Raw genomic sequence first — 12,619 nt, 5'->3', positions numbered from 1 at the left:
TTCTGTCACCGGCCACCTCAGGGCGAGGCTTTGCTCCCCCGGTCTCGCCCCGCCGCATCTCATCTCTTGCAGGATTTGCTCGACGTGAACGATCTTAACGTCATCGACCGCTTCATGCAGGCGTTCGTCACCTATATCGACGCCGGCTTCGGGCTGCTGGGCGGCGATGTCCGCTTCCTCACCGTCACACTGATTGGCATCGACATTACGCTTGCCGGGCTCTTCTGGGCGCTGGGCGGCGAGGACAATGTCATCGGTCGTTTCCTCAAGAAGATCCTCTATGTCGGCGCGTTTGCATTCATCCTGAACAGCTTCGCAACGCTCGGCGACATCATCTTCCGGTCCTTTGCGCAGGCTGGTCTCACCGCCGGCGGCGGCACGTTGGCGGCCGCTGACCTTCTCAAGCCCGGACGACTTGCCGGCACCGGCTTCTCGGCGGCGTGGCCGCTGCTCCAGCAGGCGTCACAATTGACGGGGTTCACGACCTTCTTCGACAATTTCCTGACGATCGCCGTGTTGCTCTTCGCCTGGGCGGTGGTGATCATCGCCTTCTTCATCCTCGCGGTGCAGATGTTCGTGACGATCATCGAATTCAAGCTGACCTCGCTGGCCGGCTTCATCCTTGTGCCGTTCGCACTCTGGAACCGGACCAACTTCCTTGCCGAACGCGTGCTCGGTAACGTGGTTTCCTCAGGCATCAAGGTGATGGTGCTCGCCGTCATCGTCGGCATCGGATCAAACTTCTTCACCGAGTTCACGACAGCCTTGCAGGGACAGGAGCCGGACATCGGACAGGCGCTGAGCCTGATGCTCGCAAGCCTCACCATGTTCGGTCTGGGCATTTTCGGTCCAAGCATTGCCTCGGGGCTCGTCGCGGGCGCTCCGCAGCTAGGTGCGGGTGCGGCGTTCGGCACGGCGGTTGGCGCGGGGGGTATCACGATGCTTGTCGGCGGCGCTGCTATTGGCGGGGCGCGTGCCCTTGGCGGCGCCGCACTCGGCGCGGTGCGGGCCGGCACCTCGATGGGAACTGCCGCGTCGAGCTCCTACACGCTGGGCAAGGAAGCCGCATCAGCGCCGACGATGGCGGCCGGCCTTGGCGGGGTGGCGCGCGCCGCCGGCAATGCCGCCCGTGACCGTGCCTCGAGCGCGTTTGGCCTTGGCGAAGCCGCATCGGAGGGGCGAACTGCGGCCTGGAATGCCCTCAACCGCAGCGGCCGGGCCGAAGCAGAATCATCTGCTGGCACCGACAGCGCTCCGGCTTGGGCACGCGCCATGCGCGGCCAGCAGACTGCCCGACATCACAGCCAGATCGCGCTGCACGCCTTGCAGCAAGGGACAAGCGGCGGCGCCTCCGCCACCCCCGACATCAAGGAAAGGGACGACTGATGATCTTCAAACGCGCCGTCCAGCGTTATGGACAAATTCCGCAGGCCGATACGCCATACCAACGCGCCGGTCAGGTCTGGGACGAGCGGATCGGCTCTACCCGCGTGCAAGCGCGCAACTGGCGCCTGATGGCATTCGGCTGCCTTGCCCTCTCCGGCGGCCTTGCGTCAGGTCTCGTCTGGCAATCGGCGCAGAGCCGCATCACTCCCTACGTGGTGGAGGTCGACCGGCTGGGTGAGGCGCGCGCCGTCTCGGAAGCGCAAGCGGGCTATCATCCCACGGATCCGCAGATCGCATGGCACCTGTCGCGCTTTATCGGAAACGTCCGCAGCCGATCGCTCGATGCGGTGCTGGTTCGTCAGGGCTGGCTCGAGGCCTATGACTTCACCACCAAGCGCGGCGCACAGTTTCTCGGCGACTATGCCCGAGCCGCCGACCCTTTTGCCCATATCGGCGAGCGGACGGTTTCGGTTCAGGTGACGAGCGTGGTGCGCGCATCCGACAGGTCCTTTCAGGTCAAATGGACCGAGACCGCCTATGAGCGCGGCGTTCAGGCAGGAACGCAGCGCTGGACCGCGATCCTGACCATCGTGGTGCGGCCCCCCCCCCGATGCGGAGATGCTCCGCAAAAACCCCCTTGGTGTCTATGTCGATGCGGTCGACTGGAGCCGCGAACTCGATCCTCCAGCGCAGTCGCGCCCGGCCCCTCCGCCTGCTGCCCTGCCGCCTGTCCCGGCAGGCTTGCCGCTTGGCTCTCCCCTCGATCCCAATCTCGCTGCTGCCACGCAGCCCAACCAGGAGACACGCCCGTGAAGTTCATTCTCGCATCCTGCGCTCTTGCGATCATCGCGACGTCTGCGCAGGCCCAGACTCCGACCCCTGAGCCAGCACACAGCCCCGTTGCGACTGCCAAGGTGTCGCCACCGCCGAAGCCGCAAATCCGGCGAACAATCGCCCGCAAGCGTCTCAACCCGGTGGTGGTGCGTGTCGCTGCGGCCAATCGCGCAGCGACACTGGAGCCGCAGCCGCAGGGCTTCGTGAATGCGGTGCAGGTTTTTCCGTTCAGCGACGGCGTGATCTACCAAGTCTATACCGCGCCCGGTGCCGTCACCGACATTGCCTTGCAGCCCGCCGAAAAACTCGTGGCGGTGGCGGCCGGCGATACCGTCCGGTGGGTTATCGGCGACACGACGAGCGGCACCGGTGCCGACAAGCGAACACATATCCTGGTAAAGCCGTTCACCTCGGGCCTCGCCACCAACCTCGTCGTCACGACGGATCGGCGGAGCTACCACCTCCAACTCACCGCAACGTCACATATCGCAATGGCGGCCCTGTCGTGGACATACCCAGCCGACCAGCTGATCGCCCTGCGCCGTGCCGCCGACCAGGCGGCGGCTGCCGCCCCGGTTTCCGATGGGCTGGTGGTTGATAATCTCCACTTCAACTATGCAATCAGCGGTGACGCGCCTGCGTGGCGGCCCCTTCGTGCGTTCGACGATGGGCGGCAGACCTTTGTCGAGTTCCCTGCCAGCATTGCCGTGGGCGATGCGCCGCCATTATTCGTCGTGGGGCCCACCGGCGAGGCCGAACTGGTCAACTATCGCCTCCGTGGCCGGTTCTATGTCGTCGATCGGATCTTCGATGCGGCCGAACTCAGGCTCGGGACCAGGAAACAGCTGATTGTCAGGATCGCGCGCATCGATGACGGTACTTTCTCGCGAAAAGGGAAGCGCTCATGAGCGAGGCATCCGTCTCTCCCGCCCCGAAGCTCGATCCCGAAACGTTGGCGATTCGGACGCAGCCGGCGCGCGCGATACGCTTCCGTCGCGGCGTTATCATCACCGTTGCCGCGCTCGGATCCCTCAGCCTGGTCGTTGTGGCATGGATCGCGCTGAAACCGCGCATCTTCAGCGCTGTCCCGGACGTCCAGGAATTGTCGGAGCCGAGCAATCGTCCATCGACTGACGCTCTGAACGGCTTGCCCGCAAACTATGGCGATACCCCTAAGCTCGGGCCGCCGCTGCCCGGCGACTTGGGCAGGCCGATCCTCGAAAGCCAGCGGCGCATGGCAACAGAAGCCGGCCTCGGCAATGGCCCGTCAGGTCCGTCGGAGGCACAGGAAAGAGAGCGTCGGCTGTCGGAGTTGAGAGCTGCTCGCCAATCCGGGGTGCTGGTGTCCGGCCGCGCCGCCACCTCGCCGACAGTGGTGCCCGACACCGCGACAACGCCGACGGTCCCAACGCCAGAGGCTTCAGGGGCAGCACTTGATCCGGATCGGGACCCCAACGCACAGGGACGCAAGGTCCAGTTCGTCGGCGCGCTTGATCGCTCCGGTGACATCAACCCACATGTGCTGGCGCCGCCGCCGTCGCCCTACCTGCTTTCTGCGGGCAGCGTCATTTCGGCGAGCCTTATCACCGGTCTTCGGTCTGACCTTCCAGGGCTGGTGGCGGCGCAGGTCACCAGCCAGGTATTCGACAGCCCGACGGGACGCATCTTGCTTATACCGCAGGGGGCACGGCTGATGGGAAGCTACGATAGCGTTGTGGCTTTTGGCCAGAAGCGCGCTTTGATTGTTTGGCAGCGGATCATGCTTCCGGACGGCAGCTCGCTCAGGATTGATAACGTGCCGGCCACAGACCCATCAGGCTACGCCGGACTGCAGGATAAGGTCGACTTTCACACCTGGGCTCTGCTGAAAGGCGTCGCGCTCTCGACTTTGTTGGGGGTCGGCTCGCAGCTGACGATCACCGGCCAGAGTGATCTCGTTCAGGCGATTCGGGAATCGACGCAACAGAACGTGTCGCGGGCTGGCGACCAACTCACCTCGAGAAACCTCAATATCCAGCCGACCATCACGATCCGGCCGGGCGCGACTGTCCGGCTGGTCGTCCACAAGGATCTCATTCTCGCGCCTTGGCGCGGCATTGGAGGCTGACATGGCAGAACTGAAGTTGGGAAAACTGCCCGACCGTACGCCGGTCAAACTGGCCGTCACCGTCACGCCCGATCTACACCAGATGCTGCAGCAATATGCGACGCTGTATGCCGAGGCATATGGCCGGGAGGAATCCGTCATCGAACTGATACCGGCGATGCTGGCAGCATTCCTCGAAAGTGATCGTGCATTCGCCAGGATGCGCAAGACTGCTGAGGCATAGAGGTGGATGACCGAGGAGGATCACCTCTGGACACCGAGGGAGTTGTCGAAATTCCTGGGCTATTCCGAAAGCACCATCTGCCGGATGGTTTCCCAATGCCCTGAAAAGCTGCCACCGCGGGTTTCCGCCTTGGCTCGGCCAAGGTGGCTTCCTGAGGTCGCAAGGGAATGGGCAAGAGCCAGCAGCGATTTACCACGCCGGCACGGTGGCCGCCCCCGCATCATTCGATAGGCCGGCAAGCCATTCCCGGCTAAAAATATCTCGATTTAGGAACGCTTCACAGCATACTCGGGGAATGGCAGTGTGCCACACTGTGCCATTCCCCCCGAATTTATCCTTTGAAATCAAAGGATATTGGTGCGGTCGAGAAGACTCGAACTTCCACGGGTTTTCACCCACAACGACCTCAACGTTGCGCGTCTACCAATTCCGCCACGACCGCAATCCGTGTCTGATTTGCCAGAAGCTCTGGCCTATCAGTGGGGTAGGAGGGCGCCCCTAACAGAGGAGTTTGAGCTTGCCAAGCGCTGAATCGAACTTGTGGAAAATTTGTTTCAATTCACCTTCCATTTCACCTCGGCCGAGACCGCCGCTTTGGGCGCGTCCACGATCGCGGTGTTGATGGTCAGGTTCTCGCCGGGGTTCAGCACCGGCTTGGGCGGCGCGGCCTCAACCGTATAGACCGCGCGGTTGCGCGCATCGCGCAGCACGATCATCAGGCTGGGCACGCTGCGGCGGTTCTGGCCGATATTGGTGATCGTGCCGGAAATGTTGAAATAATCGTTTTGGTTGTTGAGCGGGCGGCGCTCCTGACGCGCGGCCGGAAAGGTCAGTTTCAGATCCGGCTCGCTGTGCCCCGTCTGGGGCAGGGGCAGCCAGGTGGGCAGGCCGAACTGATAGACCGCCGCCATCGCGCCCGTTGCCATCAGGGCAAAGCCGACCGCCAGCATCGTCCACATCCGCGCGGGATTGCGGCGCGGGCGAAACGGCGGCTCATGGGCAAAGCTGGATGGGGTGGCGGCGAAATTGTCCGCAATCGGGGGCGGAGCCTGCTCGACCGCCGGGGCCGGAGGGGGTGCAACCGGAGCGGGCGCAGGGGCCTGTTCGGCGGGGCGCGCCACTTGCGGCGCGGGCGCCGCAGGGGCCGGGGCCACGGGCGCAGGCGCCGGGGGCACCTCGATCACCGGCCCTTCCTGAAACCAGCTATGGCGGCAGGTGGCGCAGCGCACGGTGCGGCCATCGACCCCGATGGCGCTGTCGGGGACGGCATAGCGTGTCGCGCAAGCAGGACAGGCAATAATCATCGCCCACAGCTAAAGCATGCAACCGTTGCGCAGCACAAGGGGAACAGGGGGCGACCGCTGCGCGAACAGCCATTTTTCCACCGCCCTTTTTTCGCGGGCAAAGCCGTACTATAGCTGGGAAACGATGGTCGAACGTTCTCCTGTTACAAGCCTGCAATGCGGCATTTCGCGCGGATACATTGCCGCGTCCGATGCGTGTGGGAGAGCCAAATGACCGGTATAACAGGAGAAATCGCCCGCTTCGACAATGTGGGCCTGCGCTATGGCCCCGACCGCGAGGTGTTGTGCGATGTCGGTTTCACGCTTCATGCGGGCCATTTCTATTTTCTGACCGGGGCCAGCGGCGCGGGTAAGTCCTCGCTGTTGCGCATGCTCTATCTGGCCCAGCGCCCCTCGCGCGGGATGATCAGCTTGTTCGGCACCGATGCGATCACCCTGCCGCGTCATCGCCTGCCGGGATTTCGGCGGCGGATCGGGGTGGTCTATCAGGATTACCGGCTGGTGCCGCATCTCTCGGCCTTCGACAATGTGGCGCTGCCGCTGCGCGTGGCGGGGGTGCCCGAACGCGATGTGGTGCAGCCGGTCAAGGATATGCTCGAATGGGTGGGCCTGGCCGACCGGATGGGCGCGCGCCCGGCCACGCTCTCGGGCGGTGAGCAGCAGCGCGTGGCCATCGCGCGCGCGGTGATCGGGCGGCCCGAACTGCTGGTGGCCGACGAACCGACCGGCAACGTCGACCCCGAAATGGCGATCAAGCTGCTGCGCCTGTTCGAGGCGCTCAACCGGCTCGGCACGACCGTGGTGGTGGCCACCCACGATCTGCACCTGCTGCAGAAAGTGCCGGGCAGCCTGATTATGCGGCTGGACCGGGGGCGAATGTCGGACCCGACCGGGGCGCTGCGCTATCCCCCGCGCCGGGAGAATGCCCAGCCATGAACCTGCCAGGTATGAATCTCGACGATGAACAGGTGCAGATCCCGCACCGGCCGCTGGCGCCCACCGGCGGGCCTGCCGATCCTGCGCCTGCCGCGCCGCGTCGTGGGTGGTTCTCGGGCCGCGCCGCTCTTTCGGGCAGCGGCGAGGGCAAGCTGGCGGGCTGGCGCGCCTTTGGCAGCGGGGGCGAGGGCGTGCTCGTGCCTCAGGCGCGGCTGTCGGGGCCGACGCCATGGGTAATCGCGATCATGGTGACGATCACGGTGATCGCGGCGGCCACGGGCCTTGCGCTGCGCAACATCGCCAATGCCGCCGCGCTCGATCTGGCCGGAGGGGTCAGCGTTCAGATCATTGAGGCGCAGGCCCCGATCCGCGCCGCGCAGGCGCAGGCCGCGCAAAAGGCTCTGCTGGCCGCGCCGGGCGTGATTTCGGCCCGCGTGGTGCCGCAGGCGGAGCTGGATCAACTGCTGGTGCCATGGCTGGGCGCGGGGATGAGTGATGGCGATATGGTGCCCGTGCCCGCGATGATCGACGTGCGGATCGACGGGGCGGCCAATGGCGCACGCATCGCTGCCCTGCGCGCGGCGCTGGGCCGGGTGGCGCCGGGGGCGCGGGTGGATGCGCAATCGCATTGGCTGACCCCGGTGTTCGAGGCGATGGATTCGCTGCGCTGGCTGGCGCTCTCGATGATCGGCCTGCTGGCGCTGGCGCTGACGGCGGCGGTGCTGCTCTCGGCGCGCTCGGCGCTGGGCACGCATCGGCAAACAATTGAGATCGTGCATAATCTTGGCGGCACCGATGCCCAGATCGCGCGCATTTTCCAGCGCTCGATGGGCATGGACGCCACCTTGGGCAGTCTGGTGGGCATGGTGCTGGGCCAGATTGCGGTGATGGTGCTGGGCGCGCGTTTCGCCGGGCTGGGCGCGGGGCTGCTGGCCGGCGGGGTGCTGCGGCCGCTCGACTGGGCGGTGGTGGCGCTGGTGCCGGTGGCGGCGGTGGTGCTGGCCATGCTGACGGCGCGGCTTTCCGTGCTGATCGCGCTGCGAAGGATGCTTTAGATGCTGCGCCGCCTCCTTGCGCTGCTGCTCACGGTCTGGGCGCTGGGCTTTGCCGGTTTCGCCGCGTTTCAGCCCCAGCCCGCGCCGATCGCCAAGGCCGATGGCATCATCGTGCTGACCGGCGGCGAGGGGCGGATCGCGCGGGGGCTTGATCTGCTGCGCGATGGCGTGGCGCCGCGCCTGCTGATTTCGGGCGTGGACCCGGAGGTGAAGCCGGGCGAACTGGCCGCGCAGTACAAGATGAGCGCGGCCCTGCTGGCCTGCTGCATCACGCTGGGCTACGAATCGGTCGATACGCGCTCCAACGCGCGCGAATCGGCCCAATGGATCAAACGCTACGGGTTGCGCCGGGTGCGGCTGGTGACCTCGGACTGGCATATGCGCCGCGCCGCATGGGAATTGCGCCAGACCATCCCGGCCGACGTGGAACTGACAGAAGACGCGGTGCCGACACGGCCCTCGCTGGGCATCCTGTTTGCCGAATACAGCAAGTTCGTGTTGCGGCGCCTGTGGCATATCGGAAAAGGTTGATATGAATAAATCGCCGCTGGGCATCGGCAACGCATTGCGCTCGATTGCCTTCTCTTTGTTTTTCTACACCTGCTCGGTCCTGATGGGGCTGACGATTCCCTTCTTCATCGCGTTTGGCGGGCGCGAAGGGGCGATCTGGATCTGCACCCGATGGTCGAACATGCACCGTTGGGGCGTGGTGCATATCATGGGGACCAAGGTGGTGATCGAGGGCACGGTGCCTTCGGGCCCGGTCTTTGTCGCGCTGAAACATGAAAGCATGTTCGAGGCGATTGACCTGCCCACGCTGCTGCCCTTTCCGGCGGTGTTCGCCAAGGTCGAACTGCTGCGCGTGCCCCTGTGGGGCCGGGCGGCGGGGCTGTACGGCCTTGTCCCGGTCGAACGCGATCAGGGTGCCAAGGCCCTGCGCGCGATGGTTTCGGCCGCGCGCGGCCTGTCGCAGCAAAACCGCCCGCTGGCGATCTTTCCCGAAGGCACCCGCGTGCGCCACGGCACAAGGCCCGCGCTTCAGGCCGGTTTTGCGGGCCTGTATAAAATGATCGGCCTGCCCGTCGTGCCGGTGGCGGTCAATTCGGGCCCGCTGCTGCATGGCTTCTGGAAAAGGCGCGGGACGGTGACCTATCGCTTTGGCGAGGTGATTCCGGCCGGTCTGCCCCGTGAGGAGATCGAGGCGCGGGTCAAGGCGGCGATTAATGCGTTGAATTCTGAGGAAGGGTAAGAAAGTTCGCCTCCGGCGGGCAAAGGACGGGGGCCCTTTGCAATCCCGTTAATGGGGTGGTGCTGGAGGGTGTCAGGTTTGTTTGGGCTATGGATTTGAAAGCCTGCGGCGCGGTGGGGTTACCCTTGCTTGCGCCGCAGGCTTTTAATTTGCAGGCGGTGCGTCCGACACAAAACGTCGAACCCCATGCGCGACAAAGACAGTAATGGGAGCGCGAGGGTCCAACCGATTTGTCTCGACAAATCGGTTATCTAAAATCATCCCTCGCATTTCTAACTCCCTTAAACCCTTAAACCTTCCCATCCCGCCCGAAATTGGCGCTGGCCACATCCTGCCCCTGTTCGATGATCGAGCGGCGGATCGCGCGGGTGCGGGTGAAATGGTCGAACAGTTTTTCGCCATCGCCAAGGCGGATGGCCTTTTGCAGCTCGGTCAGGTCTTCGGTGAACACCTGCAGCATGTGGAGGACGGCGTCGCGGTTATAGAGGAAGACATCGCGCCACATGGTGGGGTCCGATGCGGCGATGCGGGTGAAATCGCGAAAGCCGCCTGCGGAATATTTGATGACTTCGTTTTGGGTCACTTCTTCGAGGTCGCCCGCAGTGCCCACGATTGTGTATGCGATAAGGTGCGGCAGGTGGCTGGTCACGGCCAGCACGCGGTCGTGATGCGCGGGGGCCATGATTTCGACCCGCGCGCCGATGGCCTGCCACAGCACGGAGAGGCGCTCGATCTCGAAGGGATCGGTGCCCTCGGCCGGGGTGATGATGCACCAGCGGCCTTCGAACAGGCTGGCGAAACCGGCGTCAGGGCCGGAATTTTCGGTGCCCGCGACCGGGTGTGCCGGGATGATCGTGTGGTTGGGCAGGACCTCGCCCAGCACTTTGGCGACCGCTTCCTTTGAAGAACCGACATCGGAAATGATCGCATCGCCACGCAGGCCGGGCGCGCATTCCCGCGCCGCATCGCCCATCGCGCCCAGCGGCACGCAGAAGATCACCAGATCGGCGTCTTGCACGGCCTCCACGGCGGTTTCGGCCACATGGCCCACCAATCCGCGCTCCTTCGCCCTCGCGCGGGTTGCCGGGTCGCGATCATAGCCCGAGGTGGCGATTTTGGGCAGATATTGCTGAACCGCAAGGCCGATCGAGCCGCCCTGAAGCCCCAATCCGATGATGGCGATTTTGGCAAAGGACATCTTTATGCGCCTCGCGCCAGACGGGTGATTTCATCCGCGATTTCATCCATCTGCGCCTGGCTGCCGATGGTGATGCGAAGCCCGTGCGGCAGGCCCTGATTGGGCAGCCAGCGGGTGATGTAGCCGATGTCCATCAGGCCGTTATAGACCGTCTCTGCCTCCAGCGCGCCTTCGAACAGGATCAGCACGAAATTGGCTTGGCTGGGCAGCGGGCGCACGCCCTGATTGCCCAGCGCCTCAAGCCGCTCGACAAAACGCGCGCGGGTGGCGGCATTATGCTCGCGGCTGGCCACGACAAACGCCTGATCGGCAACGGCCGCAAGGCCCATTGCCTGTGCGGTGTTAGACAGGTTGAACGGCCCGCGAATGCGGTTGAGAGCGTCGATAATGTGATCGGCCCCCGTGCCCCAGCCCAAACGCTCGCCCGCCAGACCATAGATCTTGGAAAAGGTGCGCGTGACCAGCACGTTGCCCGCCGATTCCGCCAGCGCCATCGCGCCATCTTCATCCGCCGGATCGACATATTCGCCATAGGCCTGATCCAGCACCAGCAGCACATCGGATGGCAGCGCGGCATGGAGGCGGGCGATTTCGCCCTTCGGCAGGAAGGAACCGGTCGGATTGTTCGGATTGGCGACAAAGACCACCCGCGTCCGTTCCGTCACCAGCGCCAGCAGCGCATCGACATCGGTGCCGTAATCGGCGTCCGGCGCGACGATGGGTGTGGCCCCGCAGCGGCGCGCGGCAATGTCATAGACGCTGAAACCATAGCGGACATAGATGATCTCATCCCCCGGCCCGGCGTAGGCTTGCGCTGCAATATGCAGGATCTCGTCCGACCCGGTGCCCATTACGATGCGGGCGGCGGGGATGCCGTGCAATTGCCCCAAGGCGCCGCGCAATTCATTGCTGTCGGGATCGGGATAGAGCGCCGGGGCCGCCGCCGCATCGCGCGCCGCCAGAGCCGCCGCCGATGTGCCCAGCGGGTTTTCATTGGCCGAAAGCTTGGTCAACGGCCTGCCGTCCTTGCCCTTGGACTTGCCGGGGACATAGGCGTGGATCGCGCTGATCCAGGGCTTGGGGGTGGGAAGTTTGGTCATGATGGCGCGGCCCTTAGCCGAACATGGGGCGAAATGACAGGGGGTGACGCATGGACTTCCCGTTGACTTCGCGCGCATCAGCCCCCAATTCAACGCGCATAATGGCCAGCCTCTTTACGTCCTGTTCGCAAACCTATGACCTGCCCGATCCGCTGCCGCTGGATGGCGGACAGAGCCTTGAAGGCGTGCGGATCGCGTTTGAAACCTATGGCGCGCTCAATGATGCGCGCGACAATGCGATCCTGATCTGTCACGCCACCACGGGCGACCAATATGTCGCCAGCCCGCATCCCATCACCGGCAAGCCGGGGTGGTGGAGCAAGATGGTGGGGCCGGGCAAGCCGATCGACACCGACCGCTTTTACGTCATCTGCCCCAATGTGCTGGGCTCCTGCATGGGCACGACCGGGCCGGGCAGCCTTGCCCCCGATGGCCAGCCTTATGGGCTGCGTTTTCCCGTCATCACCATCCGCGATATGGTGCGCGCGCATATGGCGCTGCTCGACCATCTGGGGGTGGAGCGGCTCTATGCGGTCGTGGGCGGCTCGATGGGCGGGATGCAGGCGCTCTCGCTCTCGATCCACTGGCCCGAGCGCGTGGCGCGAGTGCTGCTGCTGGCCACCACGGCGGTGATGCCGGTGCAGAATATCGCGTTTCAGGAGGTGGGGCGTCAGGCGATCATGGCCGATCCCGATTGGCAGGGCGGGGCCTATTACGGCACGGGCCGGGCGCCGGATGCGGGGCTGGCGGTGGCGCGGATGGCGGCGCATATCACCTATCTGTCGGAAGCAACGCTGTCGGAGAAATTCGGGCGGCGGCTTCAGGACAGGGACGCGAAAAGCTTTGGCTTTGGCGCGGATTTTCAGGTGGAAAGCTATCTGCGCTATCAGGGCAGCAGCTTTACCGGCCGGTTCGACGCCAATTCCTATCTCTATATCACCCGCGCGATGAGCTATTTCGATGTTTCCGAGGAGCGGTTCGGGGCAGACCATACCACCCGCCTGTCCGAAGCCTTTGCCGGGGTTACGGCGCGTTTCTGCGTGGTCAGCTTCGACACCGACTGGCTCTATCCCACCGCCGAATCGCGCAAGATCGCCCATGCGGTCAATGCCGCCGGGGCGCCGGTGTCCTTTATGGAGCTGGCCGCGCCCTATGGGCATGACAGCTTCCTGCTCGATGTGCCCGCGCTCGACCGGGTGATTACGGGATTTTTGAGCCGATGAACCG

General features: G+C 64.7%; 12 protein-coding genes, 1 tRNA gene and 1 pseudogene. 10 read left to right on the top strand and 4 right to left on the bottom strand.

What is annotated here, in order from left to right:
* The first annotated feature begins 84 nt into the window (after positions 1–84).
* The 5 genes and pseudogenes from trbL (at position 85) to BGP00_RS07965 (ending at position 4,550) form a co-directional block, all read left to right on the top strand.
* Complete coding sequence (trbL, locus tag BGP00_RS07985) at positions 85–1,386, top strand: P-type conjugative transfer protein TrbL (RefSeq protein WP_292693369.1); 1,302 nt, start codon at positions 85–87, stop codon at positions 1,384–1,386.
* Positions 1,386–2,199 (top strand): annotated as a pseudogene (trbF, locus tag BGP00_RS07980) (conjugal transfer protein TrbF). Before trbL ends, trbF begins: the two are co-directional and overlap by 1 nt.
* A 125-nt stretch (positions 2,200–2,324) precedes the next feature.
* Positions 2,325–3,128: a P-type conjugative transfer protein TrbG gene (gene trbG, locus BGP00_RS07975; protein WP_292693366.1), complete on the top strand. Its 804-nt coding sequence runs from the start codon at positions 2,325–2,327 to the stop codon at positions 3,126–3,128.
* On the top strand, positions 3,125–4,327 hold the full coding sequence (locus tag BGP00_RS07970) for a TrbI/VirB10 family protein (RefSeq protein WP_292693300.1): 1,203 nt from the start codon (positions 3,125–3,127) through the stop codon (positions 4,325–4,327). Before trbG ends, BGP00_RS07970 begins: the two co-directional genes overlap by 4 nt.
* 1 nt (position 4,328) lies before the next feature.
* Entirely contained in the window at positions 4,329–4,550 is a 222-nt protein-coding gene (locus BGP00_RS07965) for a DUF2274 domain-containing protein (protein ID WP_292693298.1), read from the top strand.
* Positions 4,551–4,905: 355 nt separating this feature from the next.
* On the opposite strand, the gene BGP00_RS07960 is transcribed toward BGP00_RS07965, so the two are convergent.
* Positions 4,906–4,992: transfer RNA gene (locus BGP00_RS07960), tRNA-Leu, on the bottom strand.
* Between the two features lie 112 nt (positions 4,993–5,104).
* A complete protein-coding gene (locus tag BGP00_RS07955) occupies positions 5,105–5,854 on the bottom strand; it encodes a zinc-ribbon domain-containing protein (protein WP_292693296.1) in 750 nt (249 codons plus the stop codon).
* Positions 5,855–6,064: 210 nt separating this feature from the next.
* On the opposite strand from BGP00_RS07955, the gene ftsE reads away from it, so the two are divergent.
* The 4 genes from ftsE to BGP00_RS07935 are packed head-to-tail and all read left to right on the top strand — an operon-like array spanning position 6,065 to position 9,094.
* Positions 6,065–6,790 carry a cell division ATP-binding protein FtsE gene (gene ftsE / locus BGP00_RS07950; RefSeq protein ID WP_292693294.1) on the top strand — a complete coding sequence of 242 codons (726 nt, stop codon included), beginning with the start codon at positions 6,065–6,067 and terminating at the stop codon, positions 6,788–6,790.
* Positions 6,787–7,845 carry a cell division protein gene (locus tag BGP00_RS07945; protein WP_292693291.1) on the top strand — a complete coding sequence of 353 codons (1,059 nt, stop codon included), beginning with the start codon at positions 6,787–6,789 and terminating at the stop codon, positions 7,843–7,845. The genes ftsE and BGP00_RS07945 overlap by 4 nt, the downstream gene beginning before the upstream one ends.
* Positions 7,846–8,376, top strand: a complete 531-nt coding sequence (locus BGP00_RS07940) for a YdcF family protein (RefSeq protein ID WP_292693288.1) — start codon at positions 7,846–7,848, stop codon at positions 8,374–8,376.
* 1 nt (position 8,377) lies between these two features.
* On the top strand, positions 8,378–9,094 hold the full coding sequence (locus BGP00_RS07935; RefSeq protein WP_292693285.1) for a lysophospholipid acyltransferase family protein: 717 nt from the start codon (positions 8,378–8,380) through the stop codon (positions 9,092–9,094).
* A 289-nt stretch (positions 9,095–9,383) separates the two neighbouring features.
* Here BGP00_RS07935 and BGP00_RS07930 read toward each other — a convergent pair whose 3' ends face one another.
* On the bottom strand, positions 9,384–10,292 hold the full coding sequence (locus BGP00_RS07930) for a prephenate/arogenate dehydrogenase family protein (protein WP_292693283.1): 909 nt from the start codon (positions 10,290–10,292) through the stop codon (positions 9,384–9,386).
* A 2-nt stretch (positions 10,293–10,294) separates the two neighbouring features.
* Positions 10,295–11,392: a histidinol-phosphate transaminase gene (locus BGP00_RS07925; RefSeq protein WP_292693281.1), complete on the bottom strand. Its 1,098-nt coding sequence runs from the start codon at positions 11,390–11,392 to the stop codon at positions 10,295–10,297.
* 101 nt (positions 11,393–11,493) lie between these two features.
* Between BGP00_RS07925 and BGP00_RS07920 the strand changes: the two genes are divergently transcribed.
* Positions 11,494–12,615, top strand: a complete 1,122-nt coding sequence (locus BGP00_RS07920; RefSeq protein ID WP_172249261.1) for a homoserine O-acetyltransferase — start codon at positions 11,494–11,496, stop codon at positions 12,613–12,615.
* Positions 12,616–12,619: the final 4 nt, after the last annotated feature.

Origin of the sequence: Novosphingobium sp. 63-713 (assembly GCF_001898925.1) — a bacterium.
Lineage (GTDB): Bacteria > Pseudomonadota > Alphaproteobacteria > Sphingomonadales > Sphingomonadaceae > Novosphingobium.
Note: the sequence above shows the minus strand (reverse complement) of the source record. Positions and strands in the feature narration are given on the sequence as shown.

Excerpts from the sequence above, each read along its gene's own strand:
- BGP00_RS07955 (WP_292693296.1), bottom strand. The coding sequence starts at position 5,854 with ATGATTATTGCCTGTCCTGCTTGCGCGACACGCTATGCCGTCCCCGAC.
- BGP00_RS07925 (WP_292693281.1), bottom strand. The coding sequence starts at position 11,392 with ATGACCAAACTTCCCACCCCCAAGCCCTGGATCAGCGCGATCCACGCC.
- ftsE (WP_292693294.1), top strand. The coding sequence starts at position 6,065 with ATGACCGGTATAACAGGAGAAATCGCCCGCTTCGACAATGTGGGCCTG.
- BGP00_RS07935 (WP_292693285.1), top strand. The coding sequence starts at position 8,378 with ATGAATAAATCGCCGCTGGGCATCGGCAACGCATTGCGCTCGATTGCC.
- BGP00_RS07940 (WP_292693288.1), top strand. The coding sequence starts at position 7,846 with ATGCTGCGCCGCCTCCTTGCGCTGCTGCTCACGGTCTGGGCGCTGGGC.
- BGP00_RS07920 (WP_172249261.1), top strand. The coding sequence starts at position 11,494 with ATGGCCAGCCTCTTTACGTCCTGTTCGCAAACCTATGACCTGCCCGAT.
- BGP00_RS07945 (WP_292693291.1), top strand. The coding sequence starts at position 6,787 with ATGAACCTGCCAGGTATGAATCTCGACGATGAACAGGTGCAGATCCCG.
- BGP00_RS07965 (WP_292693298.1), top strand. The coding sequence starts at position 4,329 with ATGGCAGAACTGAAGTTGGGAAAACTGCCCGACCGTACGCCGGTCAAA.
- BGP00_RS07930 (WP_292693283.1), bottom strand. The coding sequence starts at position 10,292 with ATGTCCTTTGCCAAAATCGCCATCATCGGATTGGGGCTTCAGGGCGGC.
- BGP00_RS07970 (WP_292693300.1), top strand. The coding sequence starts at position 3,125 with ATGAGCGAGGCATCCGTCTCTCCCGCCCCGAAGCTCGATCCCGAAACG.